Origin of the sequence: Clostridium ragsdalei P11, from assembly GCF_001675165.1 — a bacterium.
GTDB classification, from domain to species: domain Bacteria; phylum Bacillota; class Clostridia; order Clostridiales; family Clostridiaceae; genus Clostridium_B; species Clostridium_B ragsdalei.
In genome coordinates this window covers 19470-44600 of the sequence record NZ_LROS01000026.1, presented here as the reverse complement: position 1 = coordinate 44600, position 25131 = coordinate 19470, and the positions used below count along the sequence as shown (strand labels likewise).

Here is a 25131-nt window from a genome sequence, read left to right as displayed (position 1 = left end):
ACTAATCTCTATTTCAGAAACTTATTCATTAGTACATTAATTCCTATTGAACCGCCGTGTACCGAACGGTACGCACGGTGGTGTGAGAGGTCGCTGAATAAAATAATTATTCAGCTCCTACTCGATTAATTGTAAAGGTGGAATTTAGTAGTACCTTTATTGTATGTTGTTAAAATATAAAAAATAGTATATACTGGTGTATATACATCAAATTGTAGTATAAAAATATTGGTATGGTATAAAAATATTAATATATTATCAAATAAAAATATTATTTTAGAGGTGTAATATGGATAAAACATTTTTAATAAATGAAATAAATAGGTTGAAAAAAGAAAAAAATGCTTGCATATTAGCGCATAATTATCAACTGCCAGAAGTTCAAGATATAGCAGATATTGTAGGGGATTCTTTTGCACTAAGTAGAGCTGCTGCTAAAATGGATAATGAAGTTATAGTATTTTGTGGGGTTAAATTTATGGCAGAAAGTGCAAAAATACTATCACCAAATAAAAGAGTTTTACTTCCTTCAAAATATGCAGGATGTCCTTTAGCAGAGTGTATAGACGAAGAACAACTTATGGAGGAAAAAGAAAAGCATCCAGAGGCAGCTGTAGTGTGTTATATAAACTCTTCTACTGAGGTTAAGGCTATAAGTGATATATGTTGTACTTCTTCTAATGCAGTTAAAGTTATAGAGAGCATAGATAAGGATGAGATATTATTTGTACCAGATGAAAATCTTGCCAGTTATGTAGCCGAAAAAGTTACAGATAAAAAGATTATACCTTGGTCAGGTGGTCACTGCATAACTCATGCTAGAATAACTATAGAAGATGTTAAAAAAATAAAAGAAGAGCATCCTGGAGCTGAAATGTTAGTACATCCTGAAGTTTCAAAAGAAATAAGGGATAGTGCTGAGTTTGTTGGAAGTACGTCACAGATAATTGACTATGCAAAGAAATCACCAAACAAGGAATTCATAATAGGTACTGAAATAGGGGTGCTTCATAAAATGAAAAATGATAATCCTGAGAAAAAATTCTATTTATTAAGTCCAAGACTTGTATGCCAAAATATGAAAATGACTACACTAAAAGATGTTCACAATTCTCTTTTAAATATGGAACATGAAATATTTATTCCTGAATCAATGAGAATAAAGGCATTAGGTTCCCTTGAGAAAATGTTACGTATTGAATAAATTCTATATAGGCTGGTGATGTAAAGTGGAAAGAAGATATTTAGCAAACTATAACATGAATTCCTGTGAAAGCAAGAGTTTTGATGCAGTTATAATTGGAGCAGGAATAGCAGGACTTTATACTGCTTTAATGCTTTCTAAAAATTTAAGAGTAGCGGTTTTGAGCAAAAAGGATTTATATGATTGTGATTCGTACCTGGCTCAGGGAGGAATTGCGGCAAGTATACAAAATGATGACAGACAGCTTCATATAAAGGATACTATAAATGCAGGATGCTATGTTAATGATTTGGAAGCTGTAAATGTACTTGTAAATGAATCTGAGAAAGCTATAAATGATTTGGTTCGTCTTGGAGTTGAATTTGATAAAAACTCCCAAGGTAACTTTTATAGGTCTTTTGAAGGAAATCATTCTATTCCAAGGATACTTCATGTAAATGGAGATTCTACAGGAAAAGCTATAATGGAGGTTCTTGTAAACCAGGCTAAAAATGCTTCCAATATAGAAATAATACCTAATATCTTCGCTCTGGATATTGTTGATAACAAAAACAAATGTTGTGGTATAATGACATTTTACAAAAATAAATTTGTTTATTTAAAGTCAAAGTGTTGTGTAATAGCCTCTGGTGGAATTGGACAGTTATTTTCTAAAACTACAAATGTAGATGTACTTACAGGAGATGGAATTGCCATGGCAATAAGGGCAAAGGTAACCTTAGAAGATATGGAATACATTCAATTTCATCCTACAGCTTTATACTCTAAAAATAATGAGGAAAAAATGTTTTTAATATCTGAAGCTGTAAGAGGGGAAGGTGCAGTACTTAAAAATAAATGTGGGAACAGGTTTATGAAAGAATATGATTCAAGGATGGAACTTGCTCCTAGGGACATTGTAGCTAGGGCAATTAGTGATCAAATGCAAAAAACTGATTCTAAATATGTCTATTTGGATGCTACTATGTACGAAAAAAATTTTTTGAAAAATAGATTTAATAAAATTTATAGTGAATGCGAAGACAATGGTATAGAAATATATAAGGATTACATACCTGTAACTCCAGCTGAACATTATTTTATGGGTGGTATTAAGGTGGATTTGTTTGGAAGAGCTAGTATGGAAAACCTTTATGCAGTTGGAGAATGCGCTTGTACTGGGGTTCATGGGGCAAATAGGCTTGCCAGTAATTCTTTAATGGAAGCTCTGGTTTTTGGGAAAAGGGCTGCAGAGGATATCTTAAATAAAGTGAAAGTTATAGATGAAGATAATTTTGAAGACAGTGTATTTATTCCTCAATGTAAAGAAAATCACATGGACTTTTCAAAACTTAAAGAAAATCTGAAGATATTAATGGAAAATAATTTGGGAATAGTTAGAAAAATTGATAACATTAAAAGTGCATTAAAGGTTGTAGATGAAGTTCTCCTTAAAATTCAATATATAAATTTTAAAAGTATTGAACAAGTAGAAGTTTATAATATGTATGAAGTTGCTAGAAGTATAATTATGGCTACTTTGGAAAGCAAGACTTCCATAGGAAGTAATTATATTGAAGATTATTCTAAAGATAACGTAGTTTTGAGGTGATTGAATTTGAATTACTTAATAGTTGATAAATTAATAAAAAATGCTCTTATAGAAGATATAAATTATGGTGATGTTACTACAGATAATTTGCTTTTGGAAAGTGAAGTTTCAAAAGGAAGATTTATTGCAAAGGAGTCAGGTGTTATTGCTGGAATTGATGTGGCTAAAAGAGTATTTGAAATTGTGGACAGCAGTATAAGATTCAACATCAAGGCAAAAGATAGTTCCAAAGTGGAGAAAGATGATGTTATTGTAGAATTAGAAGGAAATTCTAAATCTATATTAAAAGGAGAAAGGGTTGCCCTTAATATACTTCAAAGAATGTGTGGAATTGCAACTAAAACTAATAACATGGTTGATTTAGTAAAGGATTATGATGTGAAAATAGTAGATACAAGAAAAACTCTTCCTGGATTTAGAATTTTGGATAAATATTCTGTTACAGCAGGAGGAGGATACAATCATAGGCTGAATTTGTCTGATTTTGTAATGATTAAAGATAATCACATAAGGGCAGTAGGTTCTATAACGGAAGCTGTTAAAAGAATAAAAAATAAAATTCCATTTACAGCTAAAGTAGAAGTAGAAGTAGAAAATCTGGATCAGCTGAAAGAAGCAGTTAATACTGAAGTTGATGTAATTATGTTGGATAATATGGATGTAGATACTATGAGAAAGGCTGTGAAATTTGTAAATAAAAAGTTTATTTTAGAAGCTTCGGGAAATGTCACCGAAAATACTATAGTGGATATTGCTTCTACAGGTGTTGATATAATATCTATAGGTTCTCTTACACATTCTGTAAAAGCGATGGATATAAGTTTAAGATTTATATAGAGTTCCTAATTTTAAAGTCATGAATAGTATATTAAGAGGAACAAATGAGGTGATGACATTGGCTATAGAAAACTTGAAAGAGTTAAAAAGTCAATTGGAACTGGATGCAACTAGATTAAGAGAAAGTATATGTATAAAAGACAGTCTTTGTATAAAAGATAAGATATGGGATACTGATGAAATGTTTCAAGATATAAAACAAAGGGTTATACTTGAGTATATTGAAAAACTGCTGGATAAAATTGATGCAGAATAAATTTAAAGTGGGGCTGTTACACTAAGCTTGAATACTACAGTATGTTGTTCCAACATATTGTATGTAAATTACTTAGTGCAACAACCCCATAAATACTATAATGATAAAATCTTACATATGTAAAGTAAAAAAATAAAATAAAAATTAAAAATAATACTTGATAATATTTAAATTACGTAGTATCATAAATTTAAATTAAATCTTAGTAAATAACTATGAATTGCGATGATAAGAAGAGTAGGTTATAATTTGACTATTACAGAGAGGATTTCCCTTGGATGAAAGGAGATCTTAGTTGATGATAATTGAAGTGCATCTTGGAGCTCTGAATTGAAGTTTAGTAGACTTCAGCGTATATGCCCGTTAAAGCATTGAGGTATGATTGTACCAAAAATTAAGTTGTCCCATTATATGTATTTTTTATAGGATAAACAGAGTGGAACCGCGGAAGTAATCCTTCTGCCTCTGAATTGAGGCAGAAGGTTTTTTTGTTTTTGAGAATCCGGAACTCAAAAATATAACATTTGAAAATAATTGAAAATTTTTTATATTGAAATTATTTATAGGGAATCAAGAAAGGAGAATAAACAGATGAATATAGAATCATTATTAATACACGGTGGGGTTGATGGGGATAAAACTACAGGAGCAGTTAGTGTTCCAATATATCAGACGTCAACCTATAAGCAAAGTGGACTTGGAGAAAACAAAGGATATGAATATTCAAGAACGGGAAATCCAACTAGAGAGGCACTTGAAAAACTTATAGCACAACTTGAAGAAGGTAAAAATGGATTTGCATTTGCCTCAGGAATGGCAGCGATAACTGCCGTGCTGACACTTTTCAAAAGTGGAGACAAAATAATAATATCAGACAACGTATATGGTGGAACCTATAGGGTACTTGATAAAGTATTTAAAAATTTTGATTTAAACTACGAATTGATTGATACAAGTGACCTGGAAAAAGTTGAAAGTAGCATTACAAAAGAAGTAAAGGCAATATATATTGAATCCCCAACTAATCCACTTATGGATATAACAGATATAAAAAAGATATCTGAAATTGCAAAGAAAAATAACCTTTTGACTATTGTAGACAACACTTTTATGACACCTTATCTTCAAAATCCAATAGAACTCGGAGCAGATATAGTACTTCACAGTGCAACCAAGTATTTGGGGGGACACAGCGACTTAGTTGCAGGACTTGTTGTTGTAAATGATGAAAAGTTAGCTGAAAGACTGTATTTTATACAAAATTCAACAGGTGGAGTATTAGGACCTTTTGACAGTTGGCTCTTGATAAGGGGAATAAAAACATTGTCAGTTAGAATGGATAGACACCTTGAAAATGCAGCCTATATAGCTCAGTTTTTAAATGAAAGTCCTTTTGTAGAAAAAGTTTATTATCCGGGACTTGATAGCCATAAAGGCTATGAAATTCAGAAAAAACAGGCTAGAGGTTATGGAGCTATAATTTCCTTTGTACTGAAAAAGGATATAGATATAAAAAAATTTTTTAAGAATTTAAAACTTATAACTTTTGGAGAAAGTCTTGGTGGAGTGGAATCTTTAATGTGCCATCCTGCTACTATGACCCATGCAGCTATACCTTATGAAATAAGACAAAAAGTTGGAATTGTAGACAATTTGGCAAGACTTTCTGTTGGAATAGAAAATAAAGAAGATTTGGTAAAAGACTTAAAAAAGGCAATTGAGCTTTCAAAATAGAGTTTGATAAATAATTTGATTGGAGGATTTTTAAATGGAAGTTTTTGATGATATAAAGGAAATGATAGGAAAGACTCCTATATTAAAGATAAATGAATTTGATTTAAAAGATGGTGTGAATATATATGCTAAACTTGAGAATTTCAATCCAGGAGGAAGTGTAAAAGACAGAATTGGGGATTATATGATAAAGCAGGCAGAGAAAAGAGGAAAGTTAAAAAAAGGATATACTATAGTAGAAGCTACAGCAGGAAATACTGGACTTGGAATTGCACTTGGAGCACTCAATAGGGGATATAGAGTAGTATTTGCGGTCCCAGAGAAATTTTCCATAGAAAAGCAAGTGCTTATGAGGGCACTTGGTGCAGAAATAGTGCATACTCCTGAAAAAGACGGTATGCGAGGAGCTATAGAAAAGTCAAAAGAACTTTTAAGCAAAATTCCCAATTCTATATCATTTGGTCAATTTGAAAATGAAGACAATCCACAGACTCATTACCTTACAACAGGTCCTGAAATATATGAGCAGTTAAACGGTAAGATAGATTACTTTGTAGCTGGAGCTGGAAGTGGGGGAACTTTTACAGGAATAGCAAGATATTTGAAAGAAAAAGATAGTAATGTAAAAGCTGTATTAGCTGATCCGGAAGGATCTACTCTTGGCGGCGGCACTGAAGAACACGGTTATGCCATTGAAGGTATAGGAAATGACTTCCTGCCAGACACTATGGATTTGAAATTAGTGGATAAAGTCATAAAGATAAATGATGAGGAGGCCTTTTCACTAGTTAAAGAACTGGCTAAACGTGAGGGATTGATAGTGGGTTCATCTTCTGGAGCAGCAATTGCAGCTGCATTAAAGCTAGCTAAAATTATAGATAAAGGTAATATAGTTACAGTATTTCCGGATAGAGGAGACAGATATTTTAGCAAAAACTTATATGAATAAATTGCGAAGGTTTTAGATTAAAACAAGAGAGAAAACCATCAGCTAAACTAAGCTGATGGTTTTTTTTCATCTTCATTATACTCAAAGTTACATTCTTTGAGAGGTACTATCTTTGTCTTCTTAATAATCTTGTATCCAAGATACAAAGATATAAATATAGGAATGCACATATAATTTGTTACAAAATCAAACCAGCTAAATGTTTTAGCTTGAAATACCCATATGTTAGAGCCAAATATAACAATTATACAAAGTATTATAGATATAATGGGGGCAAATGGATATAACTTAGCTCTATATTTCAAATCCTTCAAATTTTTACCTTGTGCAGTGTATGCTTTCCTAAATCTATAATGGCAAATAGCTATACCTAACCATGCAAAGAAGGCTGTGATACCAGAAGCATTATAGAGTATGTAATATATTTTTCCATCTCCAATCAAAGAGGCGAAAAAAGCAAAACAAGCAATAACAGTTGTGGCGTATAAAGCAGTTGTAGGAACACCATGTTTGTTTACTTTTGATAAAAATTTAGGTGCTTTTCCTTCTTTGGATAGGGAATAAAGCATACGTGAAGCTACGTAAAGGCCTGAATTACCACATGATAGGACTGATGTCAAAATTACTGCATTCATAATACTTGCTGCAATTGCAAGACCAGATCTTTTAAATACCATGGTAAAAGGACTGTATGAAATATTATCTGCACCACTTTTTAATAAGTTTGGATCGGTGAAAGGAACTAAAAAACCAATTACTATAATTGCCCCCATATAAAATAGTAAAATACGCCAGAAAACATTTTTTATAGCTTTAGGAACATTTTCTTCAGGATTTTCCGATTCACCTGCGGCAAGGCCAACTATTTCTGTCCCGGAGAAAGAAAATCCTGCAACTAAAAATACATTAATAATAGCAGGTATTCCGCCAACAAAAGGCCCTTTCTTTCCAGAAGCATCTGATAGTACCCAATTACTTAATCCAGGTGATTTTCCACCTAAAATGCCAAATATCATGAGAACACCTACTATGAGGAATACTATAATCGTGACAACTTTAATACTTGCAAACCAATATTCACTTTCACCGTAAATTCTTGCTGAAAGAATATTTAAAATAAAAATTATTACTAAAAATAGCATACTCCATAAAGTAGTATTGGTATTCGGAAGCCAGAATTTAACAATCATTGAGCCTGCAACCAATTCAGCTGCAACGCATATTGCCCAGCAAAACCAGTAATTCCATCCAAGGGTAAAACCTAGTGCAGGGTCAATGAATCTTGTAGCATAAGTTTCAAAAGATCCTGATATAGGCAGCAGTGTTGCCATTTCACCGAGGGATGTCATTAAAAAATAAACTAAGATTCCCATAATTACATAAGCTAAAACAGCACCGCCAGGTCCAGCTGTGCTAACTGCACTTCCGCTAGCAAAAAATAAACCAGTTCCAATTGATCCTCCTATGGCAATCATGTTCATATGTCTGGCTTTTAGAGTCCTTTTAAGTTGACCTTGTTCATTTGATTTTGAATTTGTGTCCATTTTAAACTTCCTCCTTTTGTTTAGCAATAAAATATATAGTTATTTACCTATGGGACACGCATATTCACATATTCTACAATATTTTATAATATTAACGGGTTCTTCTGTGGAAACTTCAGGTATATTCATAGGCTTAATACTAGCTACATCTTCTTCCATTTGTATATTACACAAGGTCCTATCAAAATTTCCTACTCTTCCAGGCAGTTCACTTCTACCTAATTCTGAAGAAAAATATATTTCCTTAGCAAATGCACCTTTTTGACATTTTTGCCAGCACTTAATTTCGCAGCTTTTACATGGATCGTATCCAGAAGGTCCGGTTGATTGTAAATCTAAATTTAAACCAAGTGCTCGTAATCTTATGTGTGGACCATACTCAGGTGTCACCAATAAGTTATTTCTTCCTATACATCCTAATCCAGCCACTACTGCTGAATCTTTTAGGAATATTCCACCCTTTTCCACATGATAATTAAAAGAATAGGTTTCTATACCTTCATTTTCCAATATGCTTTTAACACTTTTGGTAATACTAATTAATTTTTTGTTGCCTATAGTATTGTGATCTTCAATCCAATAATCCACAGCAGGATTGTCTACAGGATGATGATAAGCTAAAATAAGTACACTTTTTATTCCCTGGGGCCATAGAACTTCTGTTAGAAATTTATCTTTTTCTCCACGCATATAAGTTCCAACACCGTTGTATTTAGGCATCTTAGGTACTACAGTGAAGGCAGGGGCTTTTTTTAGGTCCTCAACATTTGCAATGCCTGCTAGAGAAGCTCCAGTTTTTAGTCCAAGTTTTATAATTTCTTTTGATGTAAGTTTGTCCATAATTTGTACTAATGTATTTTAATATATAAAAATACATTATTCACTTCCTCTCTTTAAGTAATATATTTTAAATTCACAAATTTTTTACTGAAAAATAAAAAATCCTCTTCCCAAAAAGAAGAGGATAAATAGCATAGGTTATTACGAGAGTTTATTAAAAAAAACATCTCTCCCTCATCTTTCAGAATTATTATGATCTGCTGGAATTAGCACCTTTACATGTTTAAGCATGGGCAAAACATGAGGTTGCTGAAACTTCATAGGGCCAGTCCCTAAGTTTCTCTTGATAAGGATTTATTTAATTTTAATTTTTTGTAAAATTCTTATTAACTAATATGTATTATATATGTTATGTTTTTCAATGTCAATAAAAATCTAATTATGTCAGGACATGTTATCTGTTGATCAAAAATAATATATTAAATCAAAATGTTCGTACTATTTCAGTAATTTTGATAAGATACTTAAAGAAGTAGATCCTTATGGTGGTCGTAGATATAAAAGGAAATAAAATTATATTTATTTCCTTTTACTTTTAAATATGTAATTGACTCCAATTTTTAATTATTGTAATAATAAATATTACAATAATGATTAATAACCAAAACAAACGACTTTTTAATATTACTTTTATTTTATTTGTTTTTTCATTCATACTGTAATCTCCTCGTGAAATAAGTTTATAGCCAGTTAAATAATGGTTATATACTTATTTATTTTCATAGACATATTACCAAATTGCTTTATTTTTAAAATATATATTTATAATGTATCCTCAAATTAAATTTGTCAATAATTAATTATGAATAAAGTATCTCCGGGGAAACTCTAATTACAGTCCATTAGCCCAGTAGACTATTAGCAAGGTAAGTTGACAAAATTACAAGGGATGACTATAATTTAATAGTATAATTAACCGCTGATTCATTGCAAATAGATTTCTAAAAAAGGATGGTTTTAATGCAGGAAATAGTTCAATCTGTGGACAGATCTCTTTCTATTATAGAAGTTCTTTCTGACTATGAAAATGGATTAGGAATTACCGAAATTAGTGAAAAAGTAAACTTACACAAAAGTACAGTGTACAGACTATTAGCTACTTTAATATATAAAGGATATGTAAAGCAGAATCAAAATAATAGTAAATATAGTTTGACGTTGAAACTTTTTGAATTAGGTAATAAGAAAGTAGAAAATATGAGTTTAACAACAGTAGCTTTGCCATATTTACGAAATCTAATGGAAAAGACTAATGAAGTTGTGCATTTAGTAGTAAGAGATGGAATAGAAATGGTATATGTTTTTAAAGCAGAACCTCAAAAGACTATAAGAATGTATTCGAGTATAGGAAAGAGGATACCTATGTATTGTACTTCAGTAGGGAAAGCCATGATGTCTCAAATGACAGAAAAAGAAGTTGATATGATTTGGCAACAAAGTAATATTAAAAAATTGACAGACAAAACAATAACAGACATAGGTGATATGAAAAAAAATTTAAAAGAAATTAGAAGAAAAGGATATGCCATTGATGAACAAGAAAATGAGATTGGAATAAGGTGTATTGGGACTGTTATAAAAGATTATAAAGGTGAGTTGTGTGGTGCAATAAGTATATCAGGTTCCATACTTACTTTTACAACTAATAAAGTAAATGATTTTTCTAATTGGATTTTAGAATGTGCAAATACAATATCAAAAGAGCTTGGTTACAGAGATTAATAGTATCTAAGCTCTTTTTATTTGAGGATATAGATAAATTTTATAAAATAAATTTGATTTAGTTTTGTATAGTTGGAAATTTAAATTTTCAACTATATTTTTATGTGTGCCCAGCCCAAGGTGCGTACTAATGGGTGAAAGCTATGGGGGATGATAGCACTAAATATTTCTACTTTTTTAACACTTATCAATATAATTATATATATTTTTGGGAGATGCGGATGCATCTCCATTATTTTTGCTTATTTTTTCTGAAGCTAAATTAATGACAAATTACTTGAGATTATTTAATCGTTACTTTTTTTAAGAATTTTAAAGAATAATCTATTTAATACAAGCTTATTTAAAAAAATAGAGAAATATAAGTTTTGAATTATGAAATCACATTTCGTATAATGAAATATATAATATATTAATAAGTATATAGAAAGAGGGGAAGAAAATGATTTCTAAATTTGAAATATTAAAAGAAATTATAGATGTTGGTATTGTAGCTGTTGTTAGAGCTAAAGATGAAGATGAAGCACAAAAAATTTCACAAGCTTGTATTAATGGAGGAGTGAATGCTGTAGAAATTACATTTACTGTACCAAACGCAGATAAGGTCATTACGTTATTAAGAAAAAAATTTAATGTTAATGAATTGATGGTAGGAGCTGGCACTGTACTAGATAGTGAAACTGCTAGAATAGCAATTTTGGCTGGAGCTCAATTTATTGTAAGTCCGTCATTTGATATTGACACTTCAAAACTATGTAATAGATATCAAATCCCTTATATAGCAGGTTGTATGACTATGACAGAAATTGTTAAGGCATTGGAAGCTGGGGTAGATATAATAAAATTGTTTCCGGGAAGTGCTTTTGGGCCATCAATCATAAAGGAAATAAAAGGACCATTTCCATATGTACCACTAATGCCTACTGGGGGCATTAGTCTAGATAATGTTAAAGAATGGATTAAAAATGGATGTGTTGCTGTTGGTGTAGGTGGAAAATTAACAGGTGCAGCTAAAGATGGTAACTATGAAAAAATAACTGTAATAGCTAGGGAATTTGTAAAAAAGATAAGGGAAGCAAAAAATGAAATATAATTTTGGGGGTGAAATTTAGTGAGTAAAAAAGTTGTTACTTTAGGAGAATTATTATTGAGGTTATCTACTCAAGGATGCAAAAGATTTTGTCAAGCAAATACTTTTGATGCTATTTACGGAGGCTCAGAAGCAAATGTATCAGTTTCATTAGCAAATTTTGGAGTGAATTCATATTTTGTAAGTAAATTACCGAATAATCCTATAGGAAGATCAGCAGAGGCTTTTTTAAAGGAATATGGAGTAAATACAGATTACATAAAATTGGGTAAGGGTCGAATGGGGATATATTTTTATGAAAAAGGAACTTCTGTTAGATCTTCGAAAGTAGTTTATGATAGGGATAATTCAGCTATTACAAAGGCATCTGTAGATGAATTTGAATTTGATGAGATACTTAAAGATGCAGATTGGTTTCATGTTTCAGGTATAACACTAGCACTTGGTGAAAATTGTATTGAAATATGTAAAAAAGCTTTAAAGTCTGCTAAAAAATATAATATCCCAGTGAGTGTAGATTTAAATTATAGAAAACAATTGTGGCCATTTGACAAATTTGAGAATACAATGTCAGAAATTTTAAAAGATGCAGATTTATGTATAGGATGGTTAGATAGTAATAAGAATAAAGATTTTAGGTATAATACAGCCAATTTTGCACAAAAAGATTTTGATGAATCTAAATATATTAAAATTTTTAAAAATATGTGTAAAAGTTACAACTTAAAGTATGTAGTTACAACACTAAGAGAAAGCTATTTGGCTGATAATAATGGATTATCTGCTGTTGCTTATGATGGAAATGAACTATATCATTCAAAAAAGTATAATTTTAATATATTGGATAGAGTAGGAGCAGGTGATGCTTTTGCAGCGGGGCTTATTTATAAATTAGTAAGTGGTTCTAATTATAAAGACGCTTTAGAGTTTGCAGTTGCTGCTTCAGTTTTAAAGCATAGTATAGAAGGGGATTTTAATTTAGTTTCAGAAGAAGAAGTAAAGAATTTGCTATCTGGAAATATCTATGGTTCTTTGCAAAGATAAAATAAATCTATACTTGAATAATGAAATAATGTTTTGTATAATAAAACTGTGCAAATTATTATGAAACATTATTTCACAATACGAAATTTAATAAATGCAAAAATATATAGAAAGAAGAAGTGCAATTTTAGAATATAAATTAAAGAGGAGGGTTATTTCATGAAAATCATGAAAACGGTTCAAAAAGTTCCAGGAGGAATGATGGTTGTTCCTTTACTTATTGGTGCAATAATAAATACAGTTGCACCTCATGCGCTAAAAATAGGATCATTTACTACAGCAGTTTTTTCAAGTGCAGGTGTAGCAAGCTTTGTAGGATTACAGACGTTTTTTGTAGGTACAAATCTTAAATTTAAAGAAGCACCTGAAGCATTAAGAAGAGGTAGTGTGTTACTTGTAGCAAAGTATCTAGCCGGTCTTATTTTAGCAATAATTACAAATAAAATATTTGGACTATCAGGTTTCTTGGGAATATCTGTACTAGCAATTATATGTTCAGTTACCGGATCTAACGGAAGTTTGTATCTTTCTTTAATGGGAACGTATGGTGATAGTAAGGATACAGCAGCACAAGGTATTTTAAATATTCATGATGGACCATTTTTAGCACTTATAACTTTAGGAGCATCAGGACTTGCCAGTATTCCTTTATTGTCATTACTTGCAGCTATAGTACCATTATTAGTAGGATGCATTTTAGGCAATGCAGATAAGGATTTAAGAGATTTCTTTTCACCTGGAGCTAGTATTGTAATACCATTTGTAGGATTTACAATAGGTGCAGGCATAAATTTCAGCCTCATAATAAAAGCAGGACTTAGCGGAATATTGGTGGGATTATTAGTATTCTTTGTTGGTGGTGGATTGTCAATACTTGCTGATAGATATATTAATAAAAGACCTGGTTATGCAGGAGCAGCAATAGCAAGTGCAGCTGGAAATACAATAGCTAGCCCGGCAGCAATTGCGATTATAGACCCAAAGTATAAACCTTTTGTTGCATCAGCTACAACACAAATTGCAGCAGCAGTTGTTTTAACAGTTATAATAGTACCGCCCCTAGTAGCATGGATGGCAAAGAGATATGGTTGTCCTAAATTTGATGAACAAAAAGCAAAAAATGCTTCTTTGCAAGAATCATAAATATGGAATAATTTATTTATAGAAAGAGAGTGAACTATATGAAAAGATTTTTAAAAATAAGTGAAAATGATAATGTAGTTGTAGCTTTATCAGATATTGCAAAAGGTGAAATTATTTTAGTTGATGATAAGGAAATAACAATAAACAAAGATATTAAAAAGGGTCATAAAATAGCAATACATAAAATACAAGAAAATAACAATGTTATTAAATATGGATTTACTATTGGTAGAGCATTAAAAAATATTGAACCAGGAGACTGGGTTCATACTCATAATACTAAAACCAATTTATCAGGATTAAAAGAGTATACTTTTAATCAGAACCTAAATAGAAATCTATTTAGCAATAGAAATCTTACGTTTAATGGATATAGAAGAGAAGATGGGAAATCAGGAATACGTAATGAACTTTGGATAATTCCTACAGTTGGATGTGTAAATGGTATAGGAGATAAAATAATAGAAAGATTTAAGCAGAAATCTGGAACAATATGTGCAGATTCAGTGAATATATTTAAACATAATTATGGTTGTTCACAATTAGGGGATGATCATACAAATACCAAGACAATATTAGGAGATATAGTAAGACATCCTAATGCAGGAGGAGTACTTGTGCTCGGACTTGGATGTGAAAATAATGTTCTTGAGGATTTTAAAAAGTCTTTAGGAAAGTTTAACGAAAAAAGGGTAAGATTTTTAGTTGCACAGAAAGTACAGGATGAAGTTGAAGAGGGAGCAAAATTATTGTTTGAACTTCATGAAAATATGAAGAAAGATAAAAGGGAACCTATTAGTTTATCTGAACTTAAAATAGGACTTAAATGTGGTGGATCTGATGGCTTATCAGGAATCACAGCAAATCCACTTGTTGGGAGATTTTCTGATTTTCTTATAGCACAAGGAGGAACCACTGTACTAACAGAAGTTCCTGAGATGTTTGGAGCAGAGCATCTACTTATGAATAGGGCAAGGAATGAAGAAATTTTTGATAAATCAGTAAGTTTAATAAATGATTTTAAAAAGTATTTTATAAGTTATAATCAGCCTATATACGATAATCCTTCTCCAGGAAATAAAGCTGGTGGTATTACTACACTTGAAGAGAAATCATTAGGATGTGTACAAAAAGCTGGTATTGAAACAGTTATTGATGTTATAAAGTATGGAGAAATTTTAAAAAATAACGGTTTAAATCTTTTGAGTGCTCCTGGAAATGATTTAGTATCATCTACCGCTTTAGGTGCATCAGGATGTCAATTAGTTCTATTTACTACAGGAAGAGGAACGCCTTTTGGAAACTTTGTACCGACAATAAAAATATCTACAAATACAGAATTATATAAATTAAAGCCTAATTGGATTGATTTTAATGCAGGAGGATTAGTAAATGATAGTACAATGAATGATCTATTGGAGAAGTTTATAAAATATATAATTGACATAGCTAATGGACAGTTGGTAAACAATGAGAAAAACAATATTAGAGAAATATCTATATTTAAAAATGGTGTAACACTTTAATTAAAAGGTAAACTGTACCCTGTAAGATAGACACAGAAAAGAGGCTGTGATATATCTTATAGGGTACTTTTTATATTTATGATTAGATATAATTTAGATAATAGGAAGTGCATAAATGGGCAAAGCAAGAAATCGTAATTTTTCACAAGTTCAAATAAATATCCTATTTAAAAATAAAAATGTTTATTCAAAACAGAAGCTTGAAATTAGTTGGCTTAAATACTATAGAATTTTGTTAGATTGATATCACCTTAGTGAAAAATGTAAGATGGAGTTAAGTCTAGCATTATATGCAAATATTTTATGTATAAATTACAATAATATGCGATTACCATTGAACTTTGTAAAATTTTAGTGTAATATATTTTATATTACTACATTGATAATAGCACATTTATCGAAAGATAAAGTCGCAAAGCTATGGACCTAAAGGAGATTATTTCCTATGGCTGCCAGGTTACCAAATTATAGTTTTAATAATCAATATTTATACTCATATTCTGGTACCTATTTATATATTAATAGGTACATTTTTAATTTGTAAAAATTTTCAAATCTGTATTAGAAAAAGCAAATTTGAAATGAAGTGATATAGATGTATTAGTCTATCCTTCTATATTATCAAAATATGTATCACCAGCAGCATCAATTTTATCCGATGGCTACCAGCCGTAATACCCCCATCGCACACAGCGAAAGCGACTATCACCGAATCAAAGATTTGAGATATCTGATTTTCTTATAAAGTGGGGGATAACGGCTGATACGCCCCTGAATAACGATTTCTAAGTTTCAGATGGAGAAAAAACTCCACCTGAAACCAAGAACTCTGTTTATTGCATAGACAATTAAATTAATGATATTAGTATGTTTTGTTTATTTCAACTTGCACTTAAAAATATAAAAAAATTAATATATTTAGGGGGACATAAAATGAACACTAAAGAAGAGAGCTTTCAAATAACTTTTAATAAAAAATCACTTAAAGTTGTGCTAATAATTTATATGGTATGCTGTGTTCTATCATTCTTATTTTATTCTTCAATAAAATTACTTGGACTTAATGACAATATAAGTGTAATTTCTTTAATTATACTTGGAATATTTGTTCTAATGTATGGTATTATATTTTATAAATGTTATAAATGTACCATTACTCAAAATGGCTTTAATATAAAAGCATTTAATATAACAAAAATGCTGCTTTTAATAATAACTTATTTTCAGTATTTATATTTGAACTTTACAATGCACTTAAATTCCATATGGCTTATAGTTTTCTTTTTTGTTATTCTTGGAGCCTTGTTTTTTGATATAAAAATGATTATAGAGTCAATAGCTTTAAGCCTTTTATGTCAAATCATAGTATTTGTAAATAATCCTTCAATTTTTCAGGATAAACAATTGATTATTGCAGAAGCGACTATGAAAATCATCACTATTTTTATAACTTTGGCATTAATTTTCATAATTGTATACTTTGCATCTAATCTATTAAAGTCAATTGGTGATAAGGAAGTTGAGTTAAAAAAAGAAAAGCAAAAATTGTTGGATTTATTTGGAAATATAGCTCAAATTTCTGATACTGTTTTATCATCAAGTGAAAACTTAAGTGCAGCTATTGAAGAACAAACAAGTTCACTTTTGGAAGTTTCAGAAACAAGCCAATCTGTATCAAAAAGTTCTGGTGAAATGCTTGATAAATCAAATAAAAATAAAGAGATATTAAATACTTTATTAAATGCTAATGAAGTTGTTGCTAAAAAAACTAAGGATAGTGAAGGTAAAATAAATTACTTTATCAATGTTACAGATAAAAATCAGAAATCTTTAAATGATACTCTTTCAATTATTATGGATATAAAAAATAGTATAGAGGATACGTTTAAGTCTACAAAAGATTTGGAACAAAAATCAAGACAAGTAGATGAGATATTAAATATTATAGGAGATATATCGGAACAAACTAATCTTCTTGCTTTAAATGCATCAATTGAATCGGCAAGAGCAGGTGAACAGGGTAAAGGGTTTGCAGTAGTAGCAGATGAAATAAGAAAATTAGCTGAAGGAACAAAACAGTCACTTAATCAAGCAAGTACAATAGTGGATGAACTAAAAAATAAAATTAATGTAGTTCAAAAACAAATGACGTATAATAGCGAAAAGTCTCAGACAGGTAATAGTATTATTAATGAAACAGTCAGAGGAATAAATGATATGACTTCCAATTTGAAATTATTTAGTAATAATGTTCTGGATACAAATAATGCTTCTACTACGTTATTTACAAAAACTAAAAATGTAGTTAAATTTAATGAAGAAGTATCTAATATGACAAAAGATACAATATCAAAATATGAAATGATAACAGAAACAATATCTCAAAGTGCTGCTACAAGTGAAGAAATAGAAGCTAACATTAATGAACTTAGAAATATTGCTGAAGATATGAATAAACTTATTAAATAGATTTTGGTTATTTCGAATCTATTTATGAAATTAAAGTATCCTAGCAACTAAGTATGCTCCAAGTATTGAAATTAGTGGGATAGTTTTGGCGTAAATTAAATTTGCTCTAATGAAACGACATTGTTGACAAGTAACCCAAAAAAATATATACTAGGTACAATATTCAAAATAATAATATGTTATTAGAAACTATAAAATTTAAAATTAATTGTTTAATTTCTTATCTAGAGTGGCTAAGGGACTGGCCCTATGATGCCCGGCAACCTGAACGTTTATGTTCAACGGTGCTAATTCCAGCAGGTTATACCTGAAAGATGAGAAACATGAAGATAAAATCTTCTTGTAACTTGTCTTACAAGAAGATTTTTTTATTTATGATGTAAAGGTGATCGATTGTTAAGGAGGTACAAAGATTTGGAAGAAGATCGTTTAAAGAAAAATTTGAAGAACAGGCATATTCAGATGATTGCCATTGGAGGAGCTATTGGAGTAGGATTATTTTATGGATCGGCAGATGCCATAAAAATAGGTGGTCCATCAATTATTTTAGCATATTTACTGGGAGGTTTTTTTGTTTTCCTCATTATGAGAGCTCTTGGTGAACTTGCAGTTGACAACCCTAATTCAGGTTCTTTTAGTGCATATGCAACACATTATCTTGGACGTTTTGCAGGATTCTTTTCTGGTTGGACTTATTGGTTTCAATGTATATTAACTGTTATGGCAGAACTTACAGCAGTGGGAGTATATGTTCAATTTTGGTTTCCTGGGTTTCCTAAATGGATTACTGCTTTAGTATTTTTATCTATGCTAATAATAATTAATTTAATTGGAGTTAAGACTTATGGAGAATTTGAATTTTGGTTTGCACTTGTTAAGGTTGTAGCCATTATATGTATGATTGTATTTGGACTATTGATTATTGTATTTGGATTTTTTAATGAAGGACATGCTGTTGGGTTATCCAACCTTTGGACTAATGGAGGTTTTTTCGCCAATGGAATCAGTGGATTTTTGATGGCATTTACATATGTAACATTTGCCTTTGGTGGTGTGGAATTTATAGGCATAACTGCAGGAGAAGCGGAAAATCCTAAAAAATCTATACCTGAAGCAATTAACAATGTATTTTGGCGTATACTCATTTTTTATGTAGGGTCTATTTTTGTTATGCTGGCACTTTATCCTTGGAATAAGATAGGCGTAAATGGAAGTCCTTTTGTACTAGTATTTTCTAAAGTAGGAATTTCACAGGCGGCAGCAGTTATCAATTTTGTAATTTTAACAGCAGCACTTTCAGGTATGAATAGTGCACTATATGTAGATGGAAGGATGCTCTACAGTTTATCCTTAGATAATAATGCACCGAAAATATTCGCAAAAGTTAGTAAATCTGGTGTGCCTTATGTAGGAATACTATTTAGCAGTGTAGTGGCAGCAATTGCAGTAATTTTGAATTATTTTGTACCAGGTAAAGTTTTTACTTATATTTCATCGGTGACAACAATAGCTATATTGACTGCCTGGGGAACTATTTTACTTGTCCAGTTGAAATTTAGAAAAGAAAAACTTCAGTCTGGAGGAAAAATAGATTTTAAGATGCCATTTTATCCAGTGTCATCATACATTGCTATTATATATTTAGTGTTAATAGTTATCTCTTTGGGATTTTTGTCAGCTACCCGAGTAGCACTTTATGTAGCACCTGTATGGGTATTGTGTCTTATAGTTATGTATAGATTTCTTATAAGAGAAGAAGCAAAATCAAATTAATATTAATTTATGTTAATTATAATGTATAATAAAAAAGAAATGGAAATGATACTATTTTATTAAAAGGTCATTTCCATTTTTCTATGCTATTGAAGACTATCCAAATTATAAGGTGTTTCTTGATATACATAGTAATTCAGCCAGTTTAAAAATAAAAGGTTGGCATGACTTTTCCAGGTTGCCATAGGCTGTTTGGTTGTATCATTACCAGGAAAATAATTTCTTGGAATTTCTATGGGCAGATTAGCTGCTGTATCTCTATCATATTCTGATTTTAATGTTAAGGTATCATATTCAGGATGCCCTGTTACAAAAATTTGGCGGCCGCCTTTTGTTGACATTATATAGACTCCGGCATCTTTTGATTCTGAAAGTATTTCTAATTCAGGTACTTTTTCAATATCTTCTTTTTTTACACAGGTATGTCTTGAATGAGGTGCGTAAAATATATCGTCAAATCCTCTAAGTAACTGTGTATTTTTTTCATTTATTATATGTGGGAAAACACCAAACATTTTTTTATCTAAAATATATTTTGAAATACCAAAATGGTGGTAAAGTCCGGCCTGAGAACCCCAACATATGTGTAAAGTTGAATATACATTTTTTTTACTCCAGTCCATTATTTCAGTTAATTCATCCCAATAGTCAACATCTTCAAATTTCAGTTTTTCAACAGGTGCTCCTGTTATTATCATGCCATCAAATTTTCTGCCCTTTATTTCATCAAAAGTTTCATAATACTTGAGAAGATATTGTTCTGAAGTATTTTTTGATCTGTGAGATTTAGGATACATTAATGTTATATCAACTTGAATAGGGGAATTACTAAGTAACCTTAAAAGTTGCACTTCCGTAACGGTTTTAACTGGCATTAGATTCAATATTACTATATTAAGAGGTCTTATATCTTGCTTTAATGCGCGTTTTTCATTCATTACAAATATGTTTTCAGCCTTCAGTGTTTTAGAGGCTGGAAGATCGTTAGGTATATTTATTGGCATAAAAAATCCTCCTTTATATATAGGTAGCTTAGGCATTTTCAAAGAAATAACTAGTCAGTATGCTAGGATATTTTTTATCAAATGCCTTAATCAAATAAAAATCTTATTTTGGATATTTGAGTAGTGAATAACTATACAAAGGAATAGGTTAATTTAAATAATTTGTATAATAAAAAAGCTGTTTTCATAAGAAAAACAACTTTTAATACTAATTATAGAAACTATTTTCCTTATCTTTCAGAAATAATCTGCTGGAATTAACACCATACATTCAAATGAAAAATGTTGGTTGTCGGGTTTCATAGGGCCAGTCCCTCCGCCGCTCTTGATAAGATTTAAACTGATTTTATTTAGCTTATTATATAATATACTAAAATTAAATTTTTGTCAAATACAAGTGTCTCAATATCAATAAATAATTTGAAAATTCATAACAATGAAGAAAAAGAAGTGTTGGTAAATGCTTAATTCTGTGGTACAATAAAAATTAATATTTTATGCTGTTTGTAGTGTTTAGATAGCATGATGTATAAAAGCAATATTCATTACAATATTAATAAATCAAAGAGGGGGATATTTGATTATGGAATCAAAGTTAGAAAAAAGGTATGGCCTTATTACGGCTATAGCTATGGTTATTGGTATTGTTATAGGTAGTGGTGTCTTTTTTAAGGCAGAAAAAGTTTTAACTGCAACAGGTGGAAATCTTACACTTGGTATACTGGCTTGGGTTATAGGTGGTATTATTATGATTTCTTGTGCCTATACTTTTGCTGTAATGGCAACTAAGTATCAATATGTAAACGGTGTAGTAGATTATGCGGAAGCTACTTTGGGCAAAAAGTATGCATATTATGTTGGGTGGTTTATGGCACTCATTTACTATCCGACATTGACGTCAGTGTTAGCATGGGTTTCGGCTAGATATACTTGTGTATTACTTGGATTCTCAATTACAGGCGGAGAGTGTATGACTATTGCAGGCCTATATTTGATAGCAAGTTTTGCGTTAAATTCACTGTCACCAATTTTAGCAGGTAAATTTCAAGTTAGTACAACTATTATAAAACTTATTCCACTAGCTTTAATGGCTGTAATTGGAACAGTTGTAGGTGTGGGTAATGGTATGATTGCATATAATTTTACAACAGTGGTAAAAGAAGTTAATACTTCTAATGCGTTATTTACAGCTGTTGTTGCTACAGCTTTTGCTTATGAAGGATGGATCATTGCTACAAGTATTAATGCTGAGTTAAAAGATGCAAAGAAAAATCTTCCACTGGCGCTTGTTGGAGGAACTTTTGTAATTATGATTATTTACATACTCTACTATGTAGGACTAGCTGGAGCAGTAACAAATAAGGTTATGATGGCTGGCGGTGAAGCAGGAGCTAAATTAGCTTTTCAGACAGTTTTTTCATCAGTAGGTGGTTCACTGCTGTTTGTATTTGTTATCATTTCCTGCCTTGGAACTTTAAATGGATTAATGCTGGGATGTACTCGAGGTATTTATTCTTTAGCAGCAAGGAACATTGGACCAAAACCAGATGTATTTAAGCAAGTTGATAATGTAACAAATATGCCTACTAATTCATCTGTATTTGGACTGCTTCTTTGTGGTATATGGTTATTATACTTCTATGGTGCTAACTTAACAAAGCCTTGGTTTGGATTTTTCTCTTTTGATTCTTCCGAATTACCTATAGTTACTATTTATGCATTGTATATTCCTATTTTTATTATGATGATGAAAAAAGAAAAAGATTTAAATTCATTTAAGAGATTTATAGCACCTATTATTTCTCTAGCTGGATGTATTTTTATGATAATTGCTGCTTGCTTTTCTCATAAAATGGAAGTCGTTGCATACTTAATTGTCTTTGCAGTTGTAATGATTTTTGGGGCTATGTTTTCTAAAGAAAAGATTGCGGAATAAGGATAATAATAGAATTGAATGCATAAAGAAAAAATATCAATGAATCTTACTTAGTGGGAAAAGCAGAGAACTTAAATCTTTGATTTAAAGTGAATCGCTTTCTCTTTAGAGTTTTGCTTCTCCCACTAAGTTTAGATGAATTATATAGGGGCGTAGCTACTGTTATCTCCCACTTTGATAGAAGTAGGAGTGTTACAGTAGGTAGCCATCAGATAAAAACAAAGGGTTAAAGTATTTAGCCCTTTGTTTTTATATTTTTTGATATCTATATTAAAAAAGTATTGACATAAGGACACGTTAGTAATATTATGTTAATAACAAATAGTTAATAACAAATTTTAAATATGTAGGTGATAATATGGATAAAAAGCAATTTCAAAATGAAAAAGATTTTCTAAAAAAAGATGAAGGCCATAGATCATCTAAATTCTATAAATTTAATAATATTTTTTAGGAGGAGTAAAATTATGTTTGGATTTAAATTTATAAAATTTCAACCAAGTGAGTATGTGTTAAAGTATAGGAACGGTAAAATTGTAAGGGAAGGTGCTGGAATATCATTTTATTATTATGTTCCAACCACTTCAATTGTTCTTGTTCCTGTTGGAAGTGTGGATTCACCTTTTATTTTTGAAGAAGTTACTTCAGATTTTCAGACGGTTACAGTTCAAGGACAGGTTACTTTCAGAATTGTTGATCAAAAGAAAATTGCAGGAGTTTTAAATTATACATTTGATATGAAGAAAGGAAAGGGCTATGTTTCCGATGATCCTCAAAAACTTCCGCAAAGGGTAATAAATATTGTAAGGGTGCTAACTAAAAAGACAATCGAGAATTTGGAGCTCAAAGATGCTATTAAATCAAGTGAAGTACTTGCAAGTGAGATATTGAGTAAGATTAAAAAAAGTGAGGAGATAGAACTTCTTGGAATTGAGATACTTGGACTTTCAATATTAAATATCGTTCCAAATAAAGAAACCGCAAGGGCATTAGAAGCCCAGACAAGGGAGCAAATCTTGAAAAAAGCAGATGAAGCTATTTATGAGAGAAGAAATGCTTCAATTGAACAGGAAAGACGTGTAAAGGAAAATGAATATAATACGGAGATAGCAGTTGAAAATAAGAAAAAACAAGTTAGAGAAACCCAACTTGAAGCAGAGAGAACTTTCCAGCAAAAGCAAAATGAACTCAAACAAGAAAAGATGAATTTTGAAACTGCACTTGAAGAAAAAAAGAAATCACTTGTTGACATTTCTGTAAAAAATTCAAAAGTTAGAGCTGATGCAAAAGCTTATGAATTGTCAGCTGTTATGAAGTCGCTAGAAGGAATAGATTCTAATGTAATACAATCTCTTGCAAGCATTGGAATGCAGCCAAATAAATTAGCAGCACTTGCCCTTCAAGAACTAGCAGAGAATGCAGGAAAAATTGGACAGCTTAATATATCACCCGATCTTTTTCAAGAAATGCTTAAAGGGAGAAATTAGTTATGGTAAGATTAACTGAAAATAAGATAGTTATAATAAAGAGAAAGACAGGACTTGAAGAATTAATTGCAAGATATAATACAATTGAACAAGCAAAGTTTTATATCGAACATCTTGGAAGTGACTTTTCAGATTATATCACTGAAGATAAAATTTATAAACAAGCTGTATCTAAAGCTCAAAGTCAACTTGAAGAATTAGGTAGAACTCAAATTGTGGATAGGGATTTTGTACCTAACTTTATATTTGGGGGTAATGATTTAGTGGTAGTTATAGGACAAGATGGTCTTGTGGCAAATACTTTAAAGTATCTTTCAAATCAGCTTTTAATTGGTGTAAATCCTGATCCTTCAAGGTGGGATGGAGTGCTTCTTCCATTTAAAGTTGATGATCTTAAATTGGTTGTTAAAGATGTCTTTAATGTAAAAAGACAAGTTAAAGAAGTTTCCATGGCAAAAGCAGCTTTAAATGATGGACAGAGTATTTATGCTGTAAATGACTTGTTCATAGGACAAAAAAGTCATGTATCTGCTAGGTACAATATAAAGTTGGGAAAAGATGAAGAACATCAATCTTCAAGTGGAGTTATTGTATCTACTGGTCTTGGTTCAACAGGGTGGCTCAAAAGTATACTCACAGGTGCTACAAATATTATAAATAACACGTCCAATTTAGATCTTAAAATCAAGCAAAAAAATAATCCAGCTTGGGACATTGACTATTTGTACTTTTCTGTACGTGAGCCTTTCCCAAGTAGAACTACAAAAGCAGATATAGTTTTTGGAAAAGTTAAGAAAGGATCTCAACTAAAGATCTCATCTCAAATGCCTGAAAATGGAGTTATATTTAGTGATGGCATTGAAAGTGACTATCTCAAATTTAACTCTGGTATAGAAGCCACAATCACACTTGCTGAAAAAAAGGGCCATCTAGTTATATGATTTTATGAAACTCTAAGTAAAAATGATTTATTAACTTCCGG

General features: G+C 30.8%; 19 protein-coding genes and 4 riboswitches. Of the genes, 16 read left to right on the top strand and 3 right to left on the bottom strand.

The genetic code is table 11. The features are described from left to right. The first annotated feature begins 289 nt into the window (after positions 1–289). The 6 genes from nadA to CLRAG_RS12410 all read left to right on the top strand — a co-directional run bounded on the left by nadA (position 290) and on the right by CLRAG_RS12410 (position 6571). A complete protein-coding gene (gene nadA, locus CLRAG_RS12435) occupies positions 290–1204 on the top strand; it encodes a quinolinate synthase NadA (protein WP_065078726.1) in 915 nt (304 codons plus the stop codon). Between the two features lie 25 nt (positions 1205–1229). Beyond that, the gene (locus tag CLRAG_RS12430; protein WP_242872142.1) at positions 1230–2795 is read left to right on the top strand and encodes an L-aspartate oxidase; all 1566 of its coding nucleotides are present in this window, start codon (positions 1230–1232) and stop codon (positions 2793–2795) included. Between the two features lie 6 nt (positions 2796–2801). Continuing rightward, positions 2802–3632 (top strand): carboxylating nicotinate-nucleotide diphosphorylase, encoded by an 831-nt coding sequence (gene nadC, locus CLRAG_RS12425; RefSeq protein ID WP_065078725.1) that lies wholly within the window; start codon positions 2802–2804, stop codon positions 3630–3632. A gap of 58 nt (positions 3633–3690) precedes the next feature. Further along, positions 3691–3888, top strand: coding sequence for a hypothetical protein (locus CLRAG_RS12420; RefSeq protein WP_167351573.1), 198 nt, complete (start codon positions 3691–3693; stop codon positions 3886–3888). A gap of 591 nt (positions 3889–4479) precedes the next feature. After that, on the top strand, positions 4480–5622 hold the full coding sequence (locus tag CLRAG_RS12415) for a bifunctional cystathionine gamma-lyase/homocysteine desulfhydrase (protein ID WP_065078723.1): 1143 nt from the start codon (positions 4480–4482) through the stop codon (positions 5620–5622). A gap of 34 nt (positions 5623–5656) precedes the next feature. Then, positions 5657–6571, top strand: a complete 915-nt coding sequence (locus CLRAG_RS12410) for a PLP-dependent cysteine synthase family protein (protein WP_065078722.1) — start codon at positions 5657–5659, stop codon at positions 6569–6571. Between the two features lie 47 nt (positions 6572–6618). Here CLRAG_RS12410 and CLRAG_RS12405 read toward each other — a convergent pair whose 3' ends face one another. Together CLRAG_RS12405 and CLRAG_RS12400 are read right to left on the bottom strand one after the other, a co-directional pair. Beyond that, complete coding sequence (locus CLRAG_RS12405) at positions 6619–8115, bottom strand: amino acid permease (protein ID WP_065078721.1); 1497 nt, start codon at positions 8113–8115, stop codon at positions 6619–6621. Positions 8116–8154: 39 nt separating this feature from the next. Continuing rightward, complete coding sequence (locus CLRAG_RS12400; RefSeq protein WP_065078720.1) at positions 8155–8955, bottom strand: hypothetical protein; 801 nt, start codon at positions 8953–8955, stop codon at positions 8155–8157. A gap of 171 nt (positions 8956–9126) precedes the next feature. Then, positions 9127–9248: riboswitch (SAM riboswitch) on the bottom strand. A gap of 667 nt (positions 9249–9915) precedes the next feature. Between CLRAG_RS12400 and CLRAG_RS12395 the strand changes: the two genes are divergently transcribed. From CLRAG_RS12395 to CLRAG_RS12365, 7 genes are all read left to right on the top strand, one after another. Then, the gene (locus CLRAG_RS12395; RefSeq protein ID WP_065078719.1) at positions 9916–10677 is read left to right on the top strand and encodes an IclR family transcriptional regulator; all 762 of its coding nucleotides are present in this window, start codon (positions 9916–9918) and stop codon (positions 10675–10677) included. A 442-nt stretch (positions 10678–11119) separates the two neighbouring features. Then, positions 11120–11770 carry a bifunctional 2-keto-4-hydroxyglutarate aldolase/2-keto-3-deoxy-6-phosphogluconate aldolase gene (locus CLRAG_RS12390; RefSeq protein WP_065078718.1) on the top strand — a complete coding sequence of 217 codons (651 nt, stop codon included), beginning with the start codon at positions 11120–11122 and terminating at the stop codon, positions 11768–11770. 18 nt (positions 11771–11788) lie between these two features. Further along, the gene (locus CLRAG_RS12385; RefSeq protein ID WP_065078717.1) at positions 11789–12811 is read left to right on the top strand and encodes a sugar kinase; all 1023 of its coding nucleotides are present in this window, start codon (positions 11789–11791) and stop codon (positions 12809–12811) included. A gap of 159 nt (positions 12812–12970) precedes the next feature. Further along, positions 12971–13954, top strand: a complete 984-nt coding sequence (locus CLRAG_RS12380) for a 2-keto-3-deoxygluconate permease (protein WP_065078716.1) — start codon at positions 12971–12973, stop codon at positions 13952–13954. Positions 13955–13992: 38 nt separating this feature from the next. Continuing rightward, entirely contained in the window at positions 13993–15480 is a 1488-nt protein-coding gene (locus CLRAG_RS12375; RefSeq protein WP_065078715.1) for a UxaA family hydrolase, read from the top strand. A gap of 377 nt (positions 15481–15857) precedes the next feature. Then, a riboswitch (cyclic di-GMP riboswitch) is annotated at positions 15858–15945 on the top strand. A gap of 468 nt (positions 15946–16413) precedes the next feature. Then, entirely contained in the window at positions 16414–17949 is a 1536-nt protein-coding gene (locus CLRAG_RS12370) for a methyl-accepting chemotaxis protein (protein WP_065078714.1), read from the top strand. 217 nt (positions 17950–18166) lie between these two features. Continuing rightward, positions 18167–18270: riboswitch (SAM riboswitch) on the top strand. A 141-nt stretch (positions 18271–18411) separates the two neighbouring features. After that, a complete protein-coding gene (locus CLRAG_RS12365; protein ID WP_065078727.1) occupies positions 18412–19722 on the top strand; it encodes an amino acid permease in 1311 nt (436 codons plus the stop codon). An 86-nt stretch (positions 19723–19808) separates the two neighbouring features. Here the strand turns inward: CLRAG_RS12365 and metA are convergent, their stop codons facing one another. Continuing rightward, positions 19809–20726 carry a homoserine O-acetyltransferase MetA gene (gene metA / locus CLRAG_RS12360; RefSeq protein ID WP_065078713.1) on the bottom strand — a complete coding sequence of 306 codons (918 nt, stop codon included), beginning with the start codon at positions 20724–20726 and terminating at the stop codon, positions 19809–19811. Between the two features lie 227 nt (positions 20727–20953). Next, positions 20954–21061: riboswitch (SAM riboswitch) on the bottom strand. Positions 21062–21309: 248 nt separating this feature from the next. Here metA and CLRAG_RS12355 point away from each other — a divergent pair. The 3 genes from CLRAG_RS12355 (at position 21310) to CLRAG_RS12345 (ending at position 25090) form a co-directional block, all read left to right on the top strand. Continuing rightward, positions 21310–22662, top strand: a complete 1353-nt coding sequence (locus CLRAG_RS12355; protein ID WP_065078712.1) for an APC family permease — start codon at positions 21310–21312, stop codon at positions 22660–22662. Between the two features lie 467 nt (positions 22663–23129). Beyond that, positions 23130–24149, top strand: a complete 1020-nt coding sequence (locus CLRAG_RS12350; RefSeq protein ID WP_065078711.1) for an SPFH domain-containing protein — start codon at positions 23130–23132, stop codon at positions 24147–24149. A 2-nt stretch (positions 24150–24151) separates the two neighbouring features. Next, positions 24152–25090, top strand: a complete 939-nt coding sequence (locus tag CLRAG_RS12345) for a diacylglycerol kinase catalytic domain-containing protein (protein WP_065078710.1) — start codon at positions 24152–24154, stop codon at positions 25088–25090. Positions 25091–25131: the final 41 nt, after the last annotated feature.

Bases quoted from the DNA above. Each gene is read 5' to 3' on its own strand.
- metA (WP_065078713.1), bottom strand. From the start codon at position 20,726: ATGCCAATAAATATACCTAACGATCTTCCAGCCTCTAAAACACTGAAG.
- CLRAG_RS12390 (WP_065078718.1), top strand. From the start codon at position 11,120: ATGATTTCTAAATTTGAAATATTAAAAGAAATTATAGATGTTGGTATT.
- CLRAG_RS12345 (WP_065078710.1), top strand. From the start codon at position 24,152: ATGGTAAGATTAACTGAAAATAAGATAGTTATAATAAAGAGAAAGACA.
- nadA (WP_065078726.1), top strand. From the start codon at position 290: ATGGATAAAACATTTTTAATAAATGAAATAAATAGGTTGAAAAAAGAA.
- CLRAG_RS12370 (WP_065078714.1), top strand. From the start codon at position 16,414: ATGAACACTAAAGAAGAGAGCTTTCAAATAACTTTTAATAAAAAATCA.
- CLRAG_RS12405 (WP_065078721.1), bottom strand. From the start codon at position 8,115: ATGGACACAAATTCAAAATCAAATGAACAAGGTCAACTTAAAAGGACT.
- CLRAG_RS12355 (WP_065078712.1), top strand. From the start codon at position 21,310: ATGGAATCAAAGTTAGAAAAAAGGTATGGCCTTATTACGGCTATAGCT.
- CLRAG_RS12395 (WP_065078719.1), top strand. From the start codon at position 9,916: ATGCAGGAAATAGTTCAATCTGTGGACAGATCTCTTTCTATTATAGAA.
- CLRAG_RS12350 (WP_065078711.1), top strand. From the start codon at position 23,130: ATGTTTGGATTTAAATTTATAAAATTTCAACCAAGTGAGTATGTGTTA.
- CLRAG_RS12375 (WP_065078715.1), top strand. From the start codon at position 13,993: ATGAAAAGATTTTTAAAAATAAGTGAAAATGATAATGTAGTTGTAGCT.
- CLRAG_RS12365 (WP_065078727.1), top strand. From the start codon at position 18,412: ATGATTGCCATTGGAGGAGCTATTGGAGTAGGATTATTTTATGGATCG.
- CLRAG_RS12410 (WP_065078722.1), top strand. From the start codon at position 5,657: ATGGAAGTTTTTGATGATATAAAGGAAATGATAGGAAAGACTCCTATA.
- CLRAG_RS12380 (WP_065078716.1), top strand. From the start codon at position 12,971: ATGAAAATCATGAAAACGGTTCAAAAAGTTCCAGGAGGAATGATGGTT.
- CLRAG_RS12415 (WP_065078723.1), top strand. From the start codon at position 4,480: ATGAATATAGAATCATTATTAATACACGGTGGGGTTGATGGGGATAAA.
- CLRAG_RS12400 (WP_065078720.1), bottom strand. From the start codon at position 8,955: ATGGACAAACTTACATCAAAAGAAATTATAAAACTTGGACTAAAAACT.